The organism is Streptomyces sp. NBC_00038 (genome assembly GCF_026343635.1).
In the GTDB taxonomy this organism is placed as follows: domain Bacteria; phylum Actinomycetota; class Actinomycetes; order Streptomycetales; family Streptomycetaceae; genus Streptomyces.
On sequence record NZ_JAPELQ010000001.1, the window covers coordinates 6,557,308 to 6,574,713 of the forward strand.

Below are 17,406 nucleotides of genomic sequence, written 5' to 3' on the forward strand. Positions count from 1 at the left end.
CGTACGGGGCTCGCGAGCCTCACAAGTCGATCAGCTCCTGCCGCGGGCCCGGCTCCTGCTGCTCCCGCTCCTCCCGCTCCTCGCGTCGGCGGGCCGGTGACAGCCGACGTGTCATCTCCGGGAGAAGTGGCCGCAGCAACAGCGCCAGCACCGCTCCGGCCGCCGCTCCCGGTATCGCCCACCACCAGTCGGTACCGTCGCCCGTCGTCGCGGCTGCCGTCGTGCGGGACTGCTCGGCGGGCGCGGCTGAGGCGTCCTCCGTCATCTGCCACGGCGCCGGATAGTCGGCGGCCCCGGATCCGTCGCCCGCCGAATTGCCGAGCACGCCGAGCTTCTTGAACAGAGTGCGTACCTCGTCCGGCTGCCCGGCCTTGTGCCAGTAGCCGTTCATGGACGTCGGCACGTCGGTCGCCGTGTGTATCCAAACGTCTCCGCCCCCTGCCGTGTCCGGATACACGCGGTCGACCCGCCACGGCGACACGTCATGGACCAGCCACGTGACATTGATCTGACGGCCGCTGCCCACACCCAGCCCGGGCGGCTCCTCGGGTGTGCCTCTGCCCGACTCGCCCAGCAGGTTCTGCAACTCCCCGTACTCCTTGTCCGAGTAGTACAGCGCCGCGCTCTCCTCGCTCTCCGGCGAGACCACCAGCACACTCGTCGGGCCGCCTGCCGTCGCAGCCGGCGCACTCAGCAGCACCACGGCGACGGCCATCGCCAACGCCCCCAGCGCCGCGAACAGTTCACGAATCCTGCGCATCCGAACCCCCAACAGCCAGTCGATCCAGGTGCGGCCCGCCCGCACGCCGCGTGTCACTTCTGGTACACCGCTCGACCCGCCGGGGTTCCCATTCCGCCCGGACCAGTTCCTCGGCTAATTCCCGGACCGGTTGACGGACTTGGCGATCTCCACCGCCCGCGACTTGGACGCCACGCCCTCCAGCCGAAGGGTCATGTCGCCTCCGTGCATCCAGAGCAGGGTCGCTCCGGCGGTCCGCTGAGAGCGGGTGAACCGGTCGCCGTGCTCGTCCACCAGCCAGAGCTCCAGGAGATGGGGCCTGGGGAACCACAGGGCCTGATTCGCGTAGTCCGTGCTCGCGCCCAGCGGCACATACTCCGGCTGCTCCCGCGCCGTCTTGGTGAACATCGGGTCGAGTTGCGCCGCGAACTCGTCCAGCCGGACCGTGTGCCCCTGCTCGCGCCAGCACAGGGTCACCAGGAACCGCCCCTTCGGCTCACGCGTCACCATCACCGCCCCCGGTGTCCCCAGGGCGGGGGGCACGAGTGGTGCGAAGCCCGCACGCCGCCCGGCCTCGGCGAGTGTCAGCGAGGTGCCGTCGCAGCCGGGCACCTCGGCTCCGGGTGACGGCACCGCCGAAGGGTCGTACCGCACCTCGACCCCGCCGAAGCCGAACCAGTCCGTGACCGCGGCGCGCACCGGAGGCGTGAGCACGAGGACCGTCAGCAGACCGCACAGCCCCGCGGTCAGCGCGCGCCAGCGCACCCGCGCCCAGCGGCGCACCCCACGGAGCCGCTCGCCGTGCCCCGGAGGCTCGGCGACCGGGACCGGCACTCGCTCGGCGAGTATCTGCTCCAGCACCCGCTCCACCATCGACTCGCTCCCGGCCGCCCCCGGCTCGTCAAGCGAGCGCCCGAGCGCCCGCAGCTCCTCGGGCAGCCGTGAGACACCCTCACGCCCACGCCGATCCCGGTCGCCGGAGGACGACCCGGCGCCCCCGCTCTCGTACGACTCACCCATGCTCATCACCTCCTTCCCGGGACTCCTGACGATCCCGAGACCTCTCACCTTCCCCGGACTCCATGCGCCCCCGGGACTCCTCGCGCTCCGGCTCACCTTCCCGGGGTCCGCCACCACCCCGAGGCTCGAAATCCGGCAGCAGCCGCCCCAGCTTTCGCAGGGCGCGGTTGAGCCGGGACTTCACCGTGCCGCGGGGCCAGCCCAGGGCCTGGGCCGTCTCCGGTTCGTCCATCTCCAGCAGATAGCGGTAGGTGACGACGAGCCGGTGGTCCTCGCTCAGCTGGTCCAGGGCGGCCAGCAGTGCCACGCGGCGCTCTATCTCCAGGGCCGCGTGCGCCGGGTCCGCCGATTCCGGTATCAGCGGCTCCGCCTCCACCAGCGCGGCCTCGCGGCCGGCCAGCGTCCGCTGGCGCACCGCCGTCCGCACTGTGTTCCTCGTCTCATTGGCGACGATCGACAGCAGCCACGGCTTGAACGCCGCGCCGTCCCGAAAGCGCCCCAGCGAGCAGTAGGCCTTGATGAAGGCCTGCTGCACCACGTCCTCCGCGTCCGCACCCGCCCCCAGTGCCTTGGCCGCCCTGATCGCGATGCCCGTATGGGCGCGCACCAGCTCCGCGTACGCCTCCGGCTCCCCGGCGCGTACCCGTGCGATCACCACGGCCTCGTCGACGACGATGCGGCCCCCCTCCCGCGTCCTCACACTGTTGTTACACCGCTCGAGCCCAATCGGTTCCCACCTGTTCCCGAGCAATGAGAGACACCTGAGAGAATGAGGGCATGGCCTCTGATCGTCCCCGCGTGCTCTCCGGAATCCAGCCCACCGCAGGCTCGTTCCACCTCGGCAACTACCTCGGCGCGGTCCGCCAGTGGGTGGCTCTGCAGGAGTCCCACGACGCCTTCTACATGGTCGTCGACCTGCACGCGATCACCCTCCCGCAGGACCCCGCGGACCTGCGCGCGAACACCCGGCTCGCCGCCGCGCAGCTGCTCGCCGCGGGGCTCGACGCGGACCGCTGCACGCTCTTCGTGCAGAGCCATGTCCCCGAGCACGCCCAGCTCGCCTGGATCATGAACTGCCTCACCGGTTTCGGCGAGGCGAGCCGCATGACCCAGTTCAAGGACAAGTCCGCCAAGCAGGGCGCCGACCGTGCTTCCGTCGGCCTCTTCACGTACCCGATCCTCCAGGTTGCGGACATCCTGCTGTACCAGGCCAACGAGGTCCCGGTCGGTGAGGACCAGCGGCAGCACATCGAACTCACCCGGGACCTTGCCGAGCGCTTCAACGGCCGCTTCGGCCAGACGTTCACGGTTCCGAAGCCGTACATCCTCAAGGAGACGGCGAAGATCTTCGATCTCCAGGACCCGTCGATCAAGATGAGCAAGTCGGCGTCCACTCCGAAGGGCCTCATCAACCTGCTGGACGACCCGAAGACGACGGCCAAGAAGGTCAAGAGCGCGGTCACCGACACGGACACCGTCATCAGGTATGACACCGAGCAGAAGCCGGGTATCAGCAACCTGCTGACCATCTACTCGACCCTCACGGGAACCGGTATCGGCGAACTGGAGGAGAAGTACGCCGGCAAGGGCTACGGTGCGCTGAAGACGGACCTCGCCGAGGTCATGGTCGACTTCGTGACGCCGTTCCGGGAGCGCACCCAGCAGTATCTGGACGACCCGGAGACGCTCGACTCGATCCTGGCCAAGGGTGCCGAGAAGGCGCGTGCCGTCGCGGCGGAGACGCTCTCCCAGGCGTACGACAGGGTCGGCTTCCTGCCTGCCAAGCACTGACACCCGGTACTGGCTTGCGGACCGCGGCCGCCCCGGCGGTCAGGACGACAGCGTGTCCGAAAGCCAGTACGAGACGAGCACAACACCCGTACGACAGCCGGTAACGGGCGGCACCGCCGTACAGTCGATAGCCGTACCAGCCGAGCGGCCAGCCCTGCCCGCGAGGACCGAGAAGAACCGATACGACGACAGGAGACGACGTGGGGACCGTAACGATCGGTGTGTCGATCGCGGTCCCGGAGCCTCATGGCAGCCTGCTCCAGGAGCAGCGCGCGGGCTTCGGTGACCTCGCGGCTTCCGGCATCCCCACGCACGTCACCCTGGTGCCGCCGACGGAGGTCGACGACTCGGCGCTGCCCGCGATCGAGGCGCACCTCGTCGAGGTCGCCGCCGCCGGGCGCCCCTTCCCGATGCGGCTCTCCGGGACGGGCACCTTCCGCCCGCTGTCGCCCGTCGTGTTCGTGCGGGTCGTCGAGGGGGCCGAGGCCTGCACCTGGCTGCAGAAGCAGGTCAGGGACGCCTCCGGGCCCGTGGCGTGCGAACTGCAGTTCCCGTACCACCCGCACGTCACCGTGGCGCACGGCATCGACGACGAGGCGATGGACCGGGCGTACGAGGAGCTCGCCGGGTACGGGGCCGCGTGGCCGTGCACCGGGTTCGCGCTCTACGAACAGGGTGCGGACGGGGTCTGGCGCCAGCTGCGGGAGTTCGTCTTCGGCGGCGCGGTGGTGCCTCCGCAGGCCTGCGCGCCGGCGGAGCGCGACACCACACTGCCCGCGCTCTGACCGAGCGCGCCGCGCGCCCCCGGCTGAGCGTTAGATCGGCAGCCGCCTGAACACCGGGCGCGGCACATGGCGCAGCGCCGACATCGCGAGCCGCAGTGCGCCCGGCACCCACACCGTCTCCGAGCGTCGTCGCAGGCCCGTCTCGATGGCCGTCGCGACCGCCTCGGGAGTGGTGGCCAGCGGCGCCTGCGCCAGACCGGCCGTCATCCTCGTGACGACGAACCCGGGGCGTACGACCATCACGTGTACGCCGGTGCCGTGCAGCGCGTCGCCCAGGCCCTGGGCGAAGGCGTCAAGGCCCGCCTTGCTGGAGCCGTAGATGAAGTTGGAGCGGCGGGCACGCTCGCCCGCGACGGAGGAGAGCACCACCAAGGAGCCGTGCCCCTGGGCCTGGAGTGCCCGCGCGCACACCAGGCCGGCCGAGACCGCGCCCGTGTAGTTGGTCTGCGCGACCCGTACCGCCGACACGGGGTCCTGCTCGTCCCGCGCCTGGTCGCCGAGCACGCCGAACGCGAGCAGCACCATGTCGATGTCACCCTCGGCGAAGACCTTGCCGAGCAGGGTCTCGTGGGACTCGGGGTCGAGAGCGTCGAAGGCGACGGTACGGGCGTCCGCGCCCAGCCCGCGCAGGTGCTCGGCGGCCCGCTCCAGGGCGGGCGAGGGCCGTCCCGCGAGCCACACCGTCCGGGTGCGCCGGGCGATCAGACGGCGCGCGGTGGCGAGCGCGATCTCGGACGTGCCGCCGAGGATCAGCAGGGACTGGGGGATACCGAAGGCGTCCTTCATGACAACTCCTGGAGATTGAGGCGACGGGACAGGTCCGACGTGAACACCCCACGCGGATCCAACTCGGCCCGCAGCGAACGGAATTCGGCCAGTCGTGGATACATGACACCCAGCAGCTCCGGCCGCAGCCGCGAGTCCTTCGCGAGGTAGACGCGCCCGCCGGCCCCCGCGACCCCCTCGTCCAGCTCGTCGAGGAAGGGGCCGAGACCGGGCAGACCGGCGGGGATGTCGAGGGCGAGGGTCCAGCCGGGCATCGGGAAGGACAGCCAGCCCGGATCGCCCTCTCCGAAGCGCTTGAGAACGGCGAGGAAGGACGGGCACCGGTGCCCCGAGATCCTCTCCACGATCCGCCTGAGCGCGTCCTCCTGGCCGTGTCCCACGACGAACTGGTACTGCACGAAGCCGCCGCGCCCGTAGATCCGGTTCCAGCGGGGGACCCCGTCGAGGGGGTGGAAGAAGGTGGAGATCTTCTGCAGTTCACCGGCACGCGCGCGTGGCGCCTTCCGGTACCAGAGCTCATTGAAGAGGCCGACCGTCGAGCGGCCGAGCAGTCCCTCCGGTACGAAGGCGGGGGCGGCGGGGAGCTGCGAGGGACGGAACGCCAATGGGTGTCTACGCGCGCGTGGGGGCAGCGAATCGAGCGGCGCGTGGTCGCCGCGGGTCAGCACCGAGCGCCCCATCGACTTGCCGCGCGCGAGGAGGTCGATCCAGGCGACCGAGTACCGGTAGCGGTGGTCCGTGGCGGTGAGGCGGGCCATCAAGTCGTCGAGATCCGCCGCGCGTTCCGTGTCGACGGACATCAGCGAGGTCTCCACGGGCTGGAGCCGGAGGGTCGCCCTGAGGATCACGCCGGTGAGGCCCATACCGCCCGCCGTGGCGTCGAAGAGGGGTGTGTCGCGGTCCACCGTGCGGATCTCGCCGTCCGCGGTCAGCAGCTCGAAGGAGAGCACATGGCGGGCGAACGAGCCCGACCCGTGGTGGTTCTTGCCGTGGATGTCCGCGCCGATCGCGCCGCCGACCGTCACATAGCGGGTCCCGGGCGTGACCGGCACGAACCAGCCCAGCGGCAGCAGCACTTCCATCAGCCGGTGCAGACTCACTCCGGCGTCGCAGAGCACGGTTCCGCCGTCGGCGTCGATGGCGTGGATCCGGTCCAGGCCCGTCATGTCGAGCACCGCTCCGCCCGCGTTCTGCGCCGCGTCCCCGTACGCCCGTCCCAGGCCCCGCGCGATGCCTCCGCGTGCCCCGCACTCGCGTACGGCCGCGGCCGCCTCCTCGTAGCTGCGCGGGCGGACCAGGCGGGCGGCGGTCGGGGCGGTGCGGCCCCAACCCGTGACGGTGACGGTGTCGGCGGGCATGACCGTGACCGTAGCGTCGGTAAAGGGGTATTACGCCCTGACCTCTCCTGCTCTCATAGGTCCTCACTGAAATGGGTGATTAATGGGATGTCGTCATAGATTGTCTTAGTTCTGTGGCTGCTCCCTAGAAGAGTGAGATCACATGGACGAACTTGACGACGACGTTGACGGCAGCCCTCGCGATGACGCTGGTGGCGAGCCCGGCGGCATCGATCACAGGCTGCTGTCGGCCCTCCATGAGTGCGGCGCCGACTCCCGTGTGGCGGCCGTCGCGCGAGCCCTGTCCTGGAGCGGGGAGCACGGCGCGCTGTGGCTGGCCGTGGGGATCGCGGGGGCGGCCGTCGACAGGGAGCGGCGCGGAGCGTGGTTGCGCGCGACGGCGCTCACCGCCGGTGCGCACGCCGTCAGCATGGGCGTGAAACGGATCGTGCGCCGTCCGCGGCCCGCGCATGTGGTGCCGCTGGTACGTACGGCCGGACGCCACTCCTTTCCCAGCTCGCACGCCACCTCGGCGGCGGCCGCGGCGGTCGCGTACGGCGCGCTGGGGGCGCTCGGGGGGCGGGTGATTCCGCCGGTCGCTGCGGTGATGTGTGTGTCGCGGATGGTCGTCGGCGTGCACTATCCCTCGGACGTCGCCGCGGGGGCTGCGCTGGGTGCGGTGACGGCTCGGCTCGGTGCGCGCTGGATCGGGGGGCGGCTGTGACGGAGCGCATGGAGCGCATGGAGCGGGCGGAGCGCAGGGAGCGGGCGGAGCGCAGGGAGTGCGTGGAGGGGGTGGAGCGCTCTGAGCGTGCGGCGGGCGCTGTGCTTCTGGAGTGCGCGCCGTTCACTTCGGCGCGCGCGAAGAGTTTCACGCCCTTCGGGCGCCTCACGCGCCTGGCTCGGGGGCTGTTCATCACCGCGCGCCCCCGCCAGTGGGTGAAGAACGTGCTCGTCGTGGCCGCGCCGGCCGCCGCGGGCCAGCTCTTCTCGCGGCACGCGCTCACCCAACTCACTCTCGTCTTCGTGCTCTTCACCGCCTGCGCGGCCGCCGTGTACCTGATCAACGACGCCAGGGACGCCGCCGCCGACCGCGCCCACCCCGTCAAGCGCCATCGCCCGGTCGCCGCGGGCCAGGTCCCCGTCCCGGTCGCGTACGCCGTCGGAGGCGCCCTCGCCGCCCTCGCGCCGATCGCCGCCGCCTGGCTCTGTCCGCCGGTCGTCTCCGCGCTGCTGACCGCGTACATCGGGATGCAACTGGCGTACTGCGTCAGCCTCAAGCACGTCCTGGTCGTCGACCTCGCCGTCGTCACGAGCGGGTTCCTGATGCGGGCGATGATCGGCGGGCTCGCTCTCGGTATCCCGCTCTCGCGGTGGTTCCTGATCACCACCGGCTTCGGGGCTCTGTTCATGGTCTCGGCGAAGCGTTACTCCGAGGCCGTGCAGATGGCCGGGAAAGCGGGCGCCACGCGCGCGTTGCTCACCGAGTACACCACCGGCTACCTGCGCTTCGTCTGGCAGCTGGCCGCCGGGGTCGCCGTCCTCGGCTACTGCCTGTGGGCCCTGGAGGAGGGCGGGGTGCCCAGCGCCGGCCTGCTGCCGTGGCGGCAGCTGTCGATGATCGCCTTCATCCTGGCCGTTCTTCGGTACGCCGTCTTCGCCGACCGGGGAACCGCGGGCGAGCCCGAGGACGTGGTGCTCCGGGACCGGGCGCTCGCGCTCATCGGGGTGGTGTGGCTGGCGATGTACGGGCTCGCGGTGGCGAACTGGTGAGGCTTGGCAGGCTCGGCCTTGGCCAACGGCACCTGTCCCCGTTTTGGGGTACCCGCACATTGGTTTTCCGAGGCGAGGGCAGAGTCGGATCATGGACTGGTTGAAGAAGCTTCCCGGCGTGGGACCGTTGGTCGCCCGCCTGATGGCCACGCACGCGTGGCGGTCGTACGAGCGGCTCGACCGGGTGAAGTGGACGCGGCTCGCCGCCGCGATGACCTTCATCAGCTTCATCGCGCTCTTCCCGCTGCTCACCGTCGCCGCCGCGATCGCCGCCGCCACGCTGAGCAGCGAGCAGCAGGAGGAGCTCCAGGACAAGCTCGCCGAGCAGGTGCCGGGCATCTCCGACCAGCTCGACATCAACTCGCTGGTCCAGAACGCCGGCACGATCGGCGTCATCGCGGGCGCCATTCTGCTGGTCACCGGCATCGGCTGGGTCGGCCAGATGCGGGAGTGTCTGCGGGCGGTGTGGGAGCTGCCGGAGCCGGAGGAGAACCCCCTCCTGGCCAAGCTCAAGGATGCGGGCGTGCTCGTCGGGCTCGGCGGCGCCGTACTCGTCACCGTCGCCGTCTCCGCCGTCGCCTCCACCATGGTCGGCTGGACGGCCCGGCAGATGGGTGTCGACGAGGACGGCTGGGGCGGTGTCCTGCTGCAGGTCGCCGCGTTCGCCGTCGCCGTACTCGCCGACTTCCTGCTCCTGCTGTACGTCCTGACGCTGCTGCCCGGTGTCGAGCCGCCGCGGCGTCGGCTCGTCGTCGGAGCGCTGATCGGCGCCGCCGGGTTCGAGCTGCTCAAGCTGTTGCTCAGCAGCTATATGAAGGGGGTCGCGTCGAAGAGCATGTACGGGGCCTTCGGGGTGCCCATCGCGCTGCTGCTCTGGATCAACTTCACCGCGAAGCTGCTGTTGTTCTGCGCCGCCTGGACGGCGACGCAGAGTGGGGAGGGTGAGCCCGACGAGGCGGAGGTCGAGGCCGCGGTGGAGGCGGAGGCTGAGGCCGAGGCCGAGGAGGGGGTCAGCGACGCCGGCGCATCAGGTCCGGCAGCGGCCAGCGGCGGTTGACCAGGAAGCCGCCCGCCGCGATCAGTACGAGCAGGCCGCCCGTGATGGCCAGGGCGATCCCTACGCCGCTCGAACCGTCGCTCGCGTCCGCCGACGCGGCCACCGGCTTCGTGGACGCCTCGCCCGTGCCGTCCGCACCCGGAGTGGACGACGCGTTCGCGCCCGGCTGCGCGCTCGAGTCGACGCCCTGCGGCGGCACCAGCTCGCCCACCGGCTCGACCTTGCCCGCCGCCTTGAAGCCCCAGTCGAGGAGGGCGGCCGCCTCCTTGTAGACCTGGTTGTGCTCGTCCTTCTCCGGGTTCATGACCGTGACGAGCAGCACCTTGCCGCTGCGCTCGGCGACGCCGGTGAAGGTGGCGCCCGCGTTCGTGGTGTTGCCGTTCTTCACACCTGCGATGCCCTGGTACTGCGAGATGTCGCTGTCGCCGGTGAGCAGGCGGTTGGTGTTCTGGATCTCGAAGGTCCCGCGGGTCGTCTTGCCCTTGCTGTTCTTCGTCGTCTCGCCCGGGAACTTCGCCGACACCGTCGAGGCGTACTCGCGGAAGTCCTTCTTCTGCAGCCCGGAGCGGGCGAACAGTGTCAGGTCGTACGCCGATGACACCTGGCCCTTCGCGTCGTAGCCGTCGGGGCTGACCACGTGCGTGTCGAGGGCCTGGAGCTCCTCGGCGTGCGCCTGCATGTCCTCGACCGTCTGGTCGACGCCCTTGTTCATCGCCGACAGGACGTGCACGGCGTCGTTGCCGGAGCGAAGGAAGACGCCGAGCCACAGGTCGTGGACCGTGTACGTCTCGTCCTCCTTTATCCCCACCATGCTGGAGCCGGAGCCGATGCCCGCCAGGTCGGAGGGCACGACCTTGTGCTCCGTCGTCTTCGGGAACATCGGCAGCAGCGTGTCGGCGAACAGCATCTTCAGGGTGCTCGCCGGGGGCAGCCGCCAATGCGCGTTGTGCGAGGCCAGGACCTCACCGGACTCCGCGTCGGAGACGATCCAGGAGCGTGCGGAGATGTCCTTGGGGAGCACGGGGGCGCCGGTGCCCAGGTTCACCTGGGTTCCTGCCTGGCCGAGCTGTTCGCCGCCCACCGTCGACATGTTCGCCGGGGGTGTGGCCGACGGGCTTGTCGACGGGGTGGCCGACGGGCTCGCGTCCGCGAAGGCGGGGGCCGTGAGCGAAAGGGACAACAGGGTGGCGGAAGTGACCAGCAAGGATCGCGTGACGGTCTTATTGGTGGCGGGCACGGTCGAGAAAGTACAGGGCTCCGGGCGGGAAGTCCCAACCCCCTCCCCACCCCGGCGGCGGGTACCGGCCGGCGGCGGCGATACTGAACCCATGAAGCTCACCCGCCCCGTCTCCTGGTTCCTGCTCGCCTTCGGGGTGTGGAGCTGGGTCATCTGGATCACTTTCATCAAGAATCTGTTCAAGGACGGCAGCGGGCTGGCGTTCGACGACGCGGGGGATCCGACGGCGTACTTCTGGGTGCACCTGACGCTCGCCGTCGTCTCCTTTGTGTTGGGGACGGTTGTCGGGGGCATCGGGTTGCGCGGGGTCCGCGCCTTGCGCGAGCCGGCGTCTCGCGCGACGTCGTCGTCATAAACGGGGGTACGGGACCGTGGTCGTCGTCTTTGTGATCATCCTGGTGGCTGTGGTGGCCGCCATCGTGGCACTGCACTGGTACGAGTGGCGCCGCCTTGTGCGCGACACGACCCGCGGGCCGGGGCTTGCCCGACGTGCGGGTGCTGTCGTGTTTGTCGCCGGGCCCCTGCTGATGGTCTCCGCCCTCGCCGCCGAGCGCGGCGGTGCGCCGTTCTGGCTTCAGCGGATCTTGGCCTGGCCCGGGTTCCTGTGGCTGGCGCTGTTCATCTACCTTGGCCTGGCCCTGTTCGTGGGGGAGGTCGTACGGCCGTTGCTGCGGCGGTTCCTGGAGCGGCGGGGGGCTGCCGAGTCCGGCGTGTCCGCCTCGGCCGAACCGCCCACGGTTGTCGTGGGGTCGGGGCCGCACCGGAGCATCCGTCCTCGGTCTGGCGCGGAATCGGTTGCTTTGGAAGCCGGGGGTGTTGACGCGCCAGCCGCTGCGGGCGGACGTTCCGGTACGTCCCCTTCTGCCGGTTCGGCGGGGGCGAAAACGGGTGCTGGGCCGTCCCGCCGCCTTTTCGTCTCCCGCGTGGTGGGTGGTGTTGCGGCGGCTGCCGCTGTCGGCACCGTTGGGTACGGGACGTACGGCGTTCTGCGCGGGCCCTCGGTCAAGCGTGTGACCGTGCCGCTGGCCAAGCTGCCGCGCTCGGCGCACGGATTCCGGATCGCGGTGGTGAGCGACATCCACCTGAGCCCGGTGCTGGGGCGGGGCTTCGCGCAGCGTGTTGTCGACACCATCAACTCCACCCAGCCCGATCTCATCGCGGTGGTCGGTGATCTGGTCGACGGCAGTGTGAAGGATCTCGGGCCTGCGGCCGCACCCCTCGCCCAGCTCAAGGCCCGGCACGGGGCGTTCTTCGTCACCGGCAATCATGAGTACTTCTCCGGTGCCGAGCAGTGGGTCGAGGAGGTACGGCGGCTCGGTCTGCGTCCGCTGGAGAATGCTCGGGTGGAGCTGCCCGCCTTCGACCTCGCCGGGGTGAACGACGTGGCGGGCGAGAGTGAGGGCCAGGGTCCCGACTTCGCCAAGGCGCTCGGCGACCGGGACACTTCACGGACGAGCGTCCTGCTGGCCCACCAGCCGGTCCAAATCCACGATGCCGTCGAGTACGGCGTCGACCTCCAGCTCTCCGGCCACACCCACGGAGGGCAGCTGTGGCCGGGCAACTTCATCGCCGACCTCGCGAATCCGACCCTGGCAGGGCTGGAGCGGTACGGGGACACGCAGTTGTACGTCAGCCGGGGTGCGGGGGCCTGGGGGCCGCCCACGCGGGTGGGGGCGCCGTCGGACATCACGGTGGTTGAGCTGGCTTCGCGGCAGGCCTGACAACCTGCCTTCTCACAGGTTCCTGATCTTTGATGGCGCGTTGTGACCACACCCAGAAGGATTTTGTTCTCGTCGGCAGCCGGAAGGCTGGTTCTCGGCTGGCTGTTGGCGGCGCTGTTTGTCGTGTTCTGGGTGTTCTACCGGGTGTGGCATCTCCCGGGCGGACAGTCGTCCGTGGAACAGCCTCTTCGCGACTATGGGGATGTGGCGCGGTTCGCCCCCATGGCCATGTCGATTCTGCTCGCCGTCCACGCACGCGGGATCCTGCGCCGCGTGACCTCCGGGTGGGCCTGGGCGATCTGGGTCTGCTGTCAATCGGGCGGGGCGATGTGGGCCGGGTCCTTCGTCTGGATGTGGACGTCCTGGGAGCAGGGGGGATCCGGTCCGAGGGCGCTGGCCATCGCCGCGCTGTGCGCATGCCTGATCGGCGCCGTGCTCTGGTACGTCCATGAAGCCCGGGTACGGCGTGAGAAGGGCGAGCCGCCGCTGGCCGAGGCGGGGGAGATGTACCGCCGCCTGCTGGAACTGCGTACCTCGGGTGAGGGCCGGTTCGCCGTCGTACTGGCCCCTATGGCTCTGGTCGGCTGGTTCTACTCCCTCATCCTGCGGTGGACGGGGTGGGCCGGTCTGCTGGGACTGCGGGACGGGATGGAGAAGGATCTGTTCGAGATTGTCAGCCGCTTCGTCGGGGCTCTCGCGGTGCTGCTTGTCGCGGTTCACTTCGGGGACCGCGAGCGCGCCGCTGGGTCACGGCGGCAGTCCGCGTCCTCTCCTGTCCGGAGGGGAAACCCCGACGACCCCCTGCGGTAACTCGCCTACCCACAAGCTGATTTGAGCCATCGGATACCCCTTCCCACAGTTGAAACTCCTGTGGTTAGGTGACCCGCGTCACTGGGGAGTGACGCGGGGGTGGGGCCTGGGGAGGCAACCGATGCGATCCGTTCGCATACGGATTCTTGCGACGTTGTTGGTGTTGGCGGGCGCGGGAGTCGGCGGCTGGCAGTTGTTACCGTCGCAGGGGGACAGGAACAGGACGATCACGGTTGGGACGACGGATGTGGTGACGTCGCTCGACCCGGCTGGTGCCTACGACGCCGGATCCTGGGCGTTGTTCAGCAACGTGTTCCAGACGCTGCTGACGTTCGAGCCGGGCGGTGCCACCCCCGTGCCGGACGCGGCGGAGAGCTGTGGCTTCGTGGGGAGTGGGCTGCGTACGTACCGCTGCACCGTGCGTGACGACCTGACGTTTCCGAGCGGGCTCAGGATGACCGGCGAGGATGTGAAGTTCTCCTTCGACCGGGTGAAGGGCATCAACTCCGAGGTGGGCCCCGCGAGCCTCTTCGGCACGCTCGGTTCGGTGGAGGCCAGTGGGCAGACGGTCACTTTTCATTTGTCCTCGCCCGATGCCACGTTCCCGTTCAAGGTGGCCACCGGCGCCGGCTCGATCGTCGACCACACCCGGTATCCGAAGGACGGTCTGCGTACGGACACCGGCGCGGACGGCACCGGGCTGTATGTGCTGAAGAGGTATACGAAGAACTGGCGCGCCGTTCTGAATCCCAACCCGCGTTACAAGGGTGCGGTCAAGGACGGTGGTCGGCCCATCGAGTTGCGCTACTACGCCGACTCGAAGGCGCTCAACAGTGGTTGGAAGGCGAAGGAGTTCGATGTCGCCACCCGGCAACTGCCCCCTGAGGTGCTTGCCGAACTCACGGCGAGCGATCCGAATCAGCGCGTCACGGAGGCCGACAGCCCCGAGAGCCGCAACCTTGTGCTGAACGTCCGCGCGGACTCGCCGCTGCACGACCGCCGCGTACGTCAGGCCGTCGCCGCGCTGATCAACCGCGAGCAACTGGTCAGCGAGACGTACAAAGGGACCACCGATCCGCTGTACGGGCTCGTCCCGACCGGCATCACCGGCCACTCCACGTCGTTCTTCGACGCCAATCCCAAGCCCGACGCGAACAAGGCGCGGGCGCTTCTGGAGGAGGCCGGGGTGCAACTGCCGGTCCGCTTCACCTACGGGTACGCCGAAGGGCGGGGCGCCGCGAAGGACGAGGCCGCCGAGCTGAAGCGGCAGCTGGAGGCGGGTGGGCTGTTCGCGGTGGAGACCAAGGGGTACGAGTGGACCGACTTCCAGAAGCGTTACGCGGAGGGGGAGTTGGACGCCTGGGCGGTCGGCTGGGTCGCCGACTTCCCGGACGCCGACACCTTCAGCGCCCCGCTCGTCGGCACCGGCAACAGCATGAAGAACGGATACAGCAGCAAGGAGGTCGACCGGCTGATTCTGGCCACTCAGAAGAACGAGGACCGGAGCGTCACCACCGCCGACTTCCGGGAGTTGCAGGACGTCGTGGCCCGCGATGTTCCGCTGATTCCCCTCTGGCAGCGCAAGGAGTACGTACTCAGCAGTGAGGACGTCGGCGGTGGCCAGTATCTGTCGGACGGGACCGGTGTCTTCCGCCTCTGGCGGCTGAGCTGGATATGACAACCGGCGCGATCTCCCGGGTATGACAAGTGTCGTGATCCCGTGGGTCGTTACTCACCCGAGTGACAGCGCACCCTTGCCCAACGCAGCATCATGTGTCGGAGATGTGTGCGGGGTGAGGAGTCGATGTGCTGAGACGCAACTCGTTCCGGCTGCCCCGGCATCCGGCGTCCGTCGGTCTCGCCCGGCACCGCGTACGGGACCATCTGGCCGACTGGGGCCACAGCACCGACGACCCGGCCCTCGCGGACGCCGTCCTGCTCGTCTCCGAGCTGGTGACCAACGTGGTGCGCCACGGCCCGCTCCTTGAAAGGGAGTTCGAGGTCGCGGTGACCGCCCTCGCCGACGGCTCCTGCTTCATCGAGGTCTCCGACGAGGGCTTCACCGAACCCCGGCTGCGGACGGTCGCCGAGTGGGAGGAGACGGGCCGCGGGCTTCACATCGTCGAGAGCATCGCCGAGGCGTGGGGGGTGTGGAGCAGGGGCCGGTATGGGAAGACGGTGTGGGTGGTCGTGGCGGCGTCGTCCATGTGATCTGGCAGCAGGGTGCGGGGGCTGCGCCCACGTGACCTGTCGCAGGGCGCGCGGCGGCACTCACGTTATCCGTGGCGGCGCCCACGTGACCTGCCGGCAGGGTGCGTGGCGACGACAGCCACGTGACCTGCCTCATCAAGGCGCCGGCGTGGAACCGTACGCCGTCATGAAGCGGTCGCGGAAGTCGCTCATCTTCCAGACCGGGGCGTTCTTTTCGGGCTGCAGTCCGTCCGTCCAGCCCCAGCTGTCGATCTTGTCGAGCACCTTCGGGTCCTTGGCGACGATCGAGATCGGCACGTCACGGATGGACCTGTCGCCGGTCACCCGGGTGATGGGCTGGTGGTCGCCGAGGAAGACGAGGACGGTGTTGTCGTCGCCGTACTTCGCCAGGTAGTCGATGAGGCTGGTCACCGAGTACTGGATGGACTTGCCGTACTCCTCCTTCGACTTGGGGGAGCTGGTGAGGATGTCCGCGGGGTCCTTGCCCTCCTTCTCGATGGCGTCGAAGACCGAGCCGTCGCCGAGCTGGTCATCGGGGACCGTCTTGGGAAGGGGTGCCCAGGGCTGGTGGCTGGAGGTCAGGACGATCTCCGCCATGAGGGGCTTGTCCTGCTTCTTGCCGTGCTCCAGGCGTTCGAACGCGGCCAGGGTGTACTGGTCGGGCATGGTGGACCAGCTGAACTTCGGGCCCTTGTAACCGAGATCGCCCGAGTCGTAGATGGTGTCGAGGTCGTAGAACTTCCCCTCCGGCCAGGTCTGCTGGATGCCCGGCATGATGCCGACCGTGCGCCAGGCACCCGTCTTCGTGAAGGCGCCGGTGAGGGTCAGGTGGTCGCCCGAGGTGACGGTGCGGTAGCGCTGCTGGTTGTTGATCCACAGGCCCGACATGAAGGTGGAGTGGCCCAGCCAGCTGTTTCCGCCGTACGTCGACGAGGTGAGCCAGCCGCTCTCCGCCGCGAAACCGGCCTTGCGCAGCTTCTCGTTCTCGGCCGTGAGGACCGAGGTCACCCCCGGTGAGATGACCGGGTCCTCGATCGCGCTGCGGCCGTAGCTCTCGATGAAGGTGATCAGCACGTCCTTGCCACGCAGGTCGGTCAGCAGCTGGTCCGGCGGGGTGTTGGCGAAGGCGTCCTTCTTGGCCACCTTGGCGAACTCCGCCTCGTCCTTCAGGGTCACCTCCACAGCTTCCATCCGGGCACGGAGGAGGTTGGCCGAGCGCCCGGAGGCGACCGGCATGTCGGTGGTGAACTGCACGCCGAGTGCCGCGCACGCGACCCAGACGGTGCCGAACACCAGCGTCGTGCGGGTCGCGATGGCGGTGTGCCGGGCCATGATGTTGCCCAGCCGGACGACCGACAGCGCCATGACGACGAGCAGGACGAGGACGAAGACCACGAGCGCGATGACGGCGCCGAGCGCGCCCGTCTCGCCGATCGTGTCCTGGAGGTACGCCTGCGCGTCGGAGAACAGGGCCCAGTCAAGGACCAGGTTGAAGTCCCGCCCGAGGTACTCCAAGAACCCCATGTCGAGGAAGTTCAGGATCATTTGCGCGCCGAGGCCCAGCCCCGCGAGCGCCGCCACGACGATGCGCGGCTTGCGCGGCAGGGCGATCAGTACGGCGGCGCCGAAGATCGCCTCCACGGGGATGCGTACGAACGCGATGGGCTTTATACCGGCGGGGTTGTTCGACATGAGCAGGGTGAACAGCACGAGTGCGGTGGCGAGGGCGGTGGTGGTCCATGACACCGCCTTCGCGGCGCGGGGGTACCTGTCGCGCCAGCCGCGCCAGCGACGAAACCGGCCAGGGGCCGGCGCGGGGGCCGCTTCCGGCGCGGACTCGGCAGTGGCCTCCGGCTCGGTCTCCGGAGTGGGAACGGCTTCGGATGCAGGCGTCGGCTCGGAACCGGCCTCCGGCGTCACGCTGTCCTCCGGAGGCGCCTGCGTCCCGTCCGTCGCCTCGCCCGTTTTCGGCAGCTGTCGAGAGCTCGTGTTGAACGACAACCCGGTGGTCCTTCCGTGCGAAACCCTGTGCTGTGCTGGTGCGGGCGGATCAGCCTGACCAGGCCGGTTCCACCTGTGATTGTGTACGGCACGCCGGCGGCCCCTGTTCAATCATCCAGGTCCGCTTCCGGTCAAGCG

Annotated in this window: 17 protein-coding genes; 10 read left to right on the forward strand and 7 right to left on the reverse strand. The window is 69.6% G+C overall.

Going from position 1 to position 17,406, the window contains the following annotated elements; translation table 11 throughout:
- Nucleotides 1-19 precede the first annotated feature (19 nt).
- The 3 genes from OG219_RS29820 to OG219_RS29830 are packed head-to-tail and all read right to left on the reverse strand — an operon-like array spanning nt 20 to nt 2,459.
- Nucleotides 20-817 carry a hypothetical protein gene (locus tag OG219_RS29820; protein ID WP_266831596.1) on the reverse strand — a complete coding sequence of 266 codons (798 nt, stop codon included), beginning with the start codon at nt 815-817 and terminating at the stop codon, nt 20-22.
- 57 nt (nt 818-874) lie between these two features.
- A complete protein-coding gene (locus OG219_RS29825; protein WP_266831598.1) occupies nt 875-1,765 on the reverse strand; it encodes a hypothetical protein in 891 nt (296 codons plus the stop codon).
- A complete protein-coding gene (locus tag OG219_RS29830; RefSeq protein ID WP_266831600.1) occupies nt 1,752-2,459 on the reverse strand; it encodes an RNA polymerase sigma factor in 708 nt (235 codons plus the stop codon). Before OG219_RS29830 ends, OG219_RS29825 begins: the two co-directional genes overlap by 14 nt.
- 77 nt (nt 2,460-2,536) lie before the next feature.
- On the opposite strand from OG219_RS29830, the gene trpS reads away from it, so the two are divergent.
- The gene (gene trpS, locus OG219_RS29835; RefSeq protein ID WP_266831602.1) at nt 2,537-3,550 is read left to right on the forward strand and encodes a tryptophan--tRNA ligase; all 1,014 of its coding nucleotides are present in this window, start codon (nt 2,537-2,539) and stop codon (nt 3,548-3,550) included.
- Nucleotides 3,551-3,750: 200 nt separating this feature from the next.
- Nucleotides 3,751-4,335: a 2'-5' RNA ligase family protein gene (locus OG219_RS29840; protein ID WP_266831604.1), complete on the forward strand. Its 585-nt coding sequence runs from the start codon at nt 3,751-3,753 to the stop codon at nt 4,333-4,335.
- Between the two features lie 30 nt (nt 4,336-4,365).
- Here OG219_RS29840 and OG219_RS29845 read toward each other — a convergent pair whose 3' ends face one another.
- Complete coding sequence (locus tag OG219_RS29845) at nt 4,366-5,121, reverse strand: decaprenylphospho-beta-D-erythro-pentofuranosid-2-ulose 2-reductase (protein WP_266831606.1); 756 nt, start codon at nt 5,119-5,121, stop codon at nt 4,366-4,368.
- Nucleotides 5,118-6,479 (reverse strand): FAD-binding oxidoreductase, encoded by a 1,362-nt coding sequence (locus OG219_RS29850; RefSeq protein ID WP_266831608.1) that lies wholly within the window; start codon nt 6,477-6,479, stop codon nt 5,118-5,120. Before OG219_RS29850 ends, OG219_RS29845 begins: the two co-directional genes overlap by 4 nt.
- Before the next feature lie 142 nt (nt 6,480-6,621).
- Here OG219_RS29850 and OG219_RS29855 point away from each other — a divergent pair, with 142 nt between their 5' ends.
- The 3 genes from OG219_RS29855 to OG219_RS29865 all read left to right on the forward strand — a co-directional run bounded on the left by OG219_RS29855 (nt 6,622) and on the right by OG219_RS29865 (nt 9,288).
- Complete coding sequence (locus OG219_RS29855) at nt 6,622-7,182, forward strand: phosphatase PAP2 family protein (protein WP_266831610.1); 561 nt, start codon at nt 6,622-6,624, stop codon at nt 7,180-7,182.
- Entirely contained in the window at nt 7,179-8,231 is a 1,053-nt protein-coding gene (locus tag OG219_RS29860) for a decaprenyl-phosphate phosphoribosyltransferase (protein WP_266831612.1), read from the forward strand. The genes OG219_RS29855 and OG219_RS29860 overlap by 4 nt, the downstream gene beginning before the upstream one ends.
- Before the next feature lie 91 nt (nt 8,232-8,322).
- Nucleotides 8,323-9,288, forward strand: a complete 966-nt coding sequence (locus OG219_RS29865; protein WP_266831614.1) for a YihY/virulence factor BrkB family protein — start codon at nt 8,323-8,325, stop codon at nt 9,286-9,288.
- On the opposite strand, the gene OG219_RS29870 is transcribed toward OG219_RS29865, so the two are convergent.
- A complete protein-coding gene (locus OG219_RS29870; RefSeq protein WP_266831616.1) occupies nt 9,242-10,525 on the reverse strand; it encodes a D-alanyl-D-alanine carboxypeptidase family protein in 1,284 nt (427 codons plus the stop codon). The two genes, OG219_RS29865 and OG219_RS29870, sit on opposite strands and share 47 nt — an antisense overlap.
- 91 nt (nt 10,526-10,616) lie before the next feature.
- On the opposite strand from OG219_RS29870, the gene OG219_RS29875 reads away from it, so the two are divergent.
- From OG219_RS29875 to OG219_RS29895, 5 genes are all read left to right on the forward strand, one after another.
- Nucleotides 10,617-10,880, forward strand: a complete 264-nt coding sequence (locus OG219_RS29875; protein WP_266831618.1) for an SCO4848 family membrane protein — start codon at nt 10,617-10,619, stop codon at nt 10,878-10,880.
- A 16-nt stretch (nt 10,881-10,896) separates the two neighbouring features.
- A complete protein-coding gene (locus OG219_RS29880) occupies nt 10,897-12,246 on the forward strand; it encodes a metallophosphoesterase (RefSeq protein WP_266831620.1) in 1,350 nt (449 codons plus the stop codon).
- Between the two features lie 42 nt (nt 12,247-12,288).
- Complete coding sequence (locus OG219_RS29885; protein WP_266831622.1) at nt 12,289-13,056, forward strand: hypothetical protein; 768 nt, start codon at nt 12,289-12,291, stop codon at nt 13,054-13,056.
- A gap of 121 nt (nt 13,057-13,177) precedes the next feature.
- The gene (locus OG219_RS29890) at nt 13,178-14,734 is read left to right on the forward strand and encodes an ABC transporter substrate-binding protein (protein ID WP_266831624.1); all 1,557 of its coding nucleotides are present in this window, start codon (nt 13,178-13,180) and stop codon (nt 14,732-14,734) included.
- A 128-nt stretch (nt 14,735-14,862) separates the two neighbouring features.
- The gene (locus tag OG219_RS29895; protein WP_266831626.1) at nt 14,863-15,267 is read left to right on the forward strand and encodes an ATP-binding protein; all 405 of its coding nucleotides are present in this window, start codon (nt 14,863-14,865) and stop codon (nt 15,265-15,267) included.
- 135 nt (nt 15,268-15,402) lie between these two features.
- Here the strand turns inward: OG219_RS29895 and OG219_RS29900 are convergent, their stop codons facing one another.
- Complete coding sequence (locus OG219_RS29900) at nt 15,403-17,268, reverse strand: sulfatase (RefSeq protein WP_266831628.1); 1,866 nt, start codon at nt 17,266-17,268, stop codon at nt 15,403-15,405.
- Between the last annotated feature and the right edge of the window lie 138 nt (nt 17,269-17,406).

Excerpts from the sequence above, each read along its gene's own strand:
- OG219_RS29825 (WP_266831598.1), bottom strand. The coding sequence starts at position 1,765 with ATGAGCATGGGTGAGTCGTACGAGAGCGGGGGCGCCGGGTCGTCCTCC.
- trpS (WP_266831602.1), top strand. The coding sequence starts at position 2,537 with ATGGCCTCTGATCGTCCCCGCGTGCTCTCCGGAATCCAGCCCACCGCA.
- OG219_RS29845 (WP_266831606.1), bottom strand. The coding sequence starts at position 5,121 with ATGAAGGACGCCTTCGGTATCCCCCAGTCCCTGCTGATCCTCGGCGGC.
- OG219_RS29850 (WP_266831608.1), bottom strand. The coding sequence starts at position 6,479 with ATGCCCGCCGACACCGTCACCGTCACGGGTTGGGGCCGCACCGCCCCG.
- OG219_RS29855 (WP_266831610.1), top strand. The coding sequence starts at position 6,622 with ATGGACGAACTTGACGACGACGTTGACGGCAGCCCTCGCGATGACGCT.
- OG219_RS29865 (WP_266831614.1), top strand. The coding sequence starts at position 8,323 with ATGGACTGGTTGAAGAAGCTTCCCGGCGTGGGACCGTTGGTCGCCCGC.
- OG219_RS29875 (WP_266831618.1), top strand. The coding sequence starts at position 10,617 with ATGAAGCTCACCCGCCCCGTCTCCTGGTTCCTGCTCGCCTTCGGGGTG.
- OG219_RS29890 (WP_266831624.1), top strand. The coding sequence starts at position 13,178 with ATGCGATCCGTTCGCATACGGATTCTTGCGACGTTGTTGGTGTTGGCG.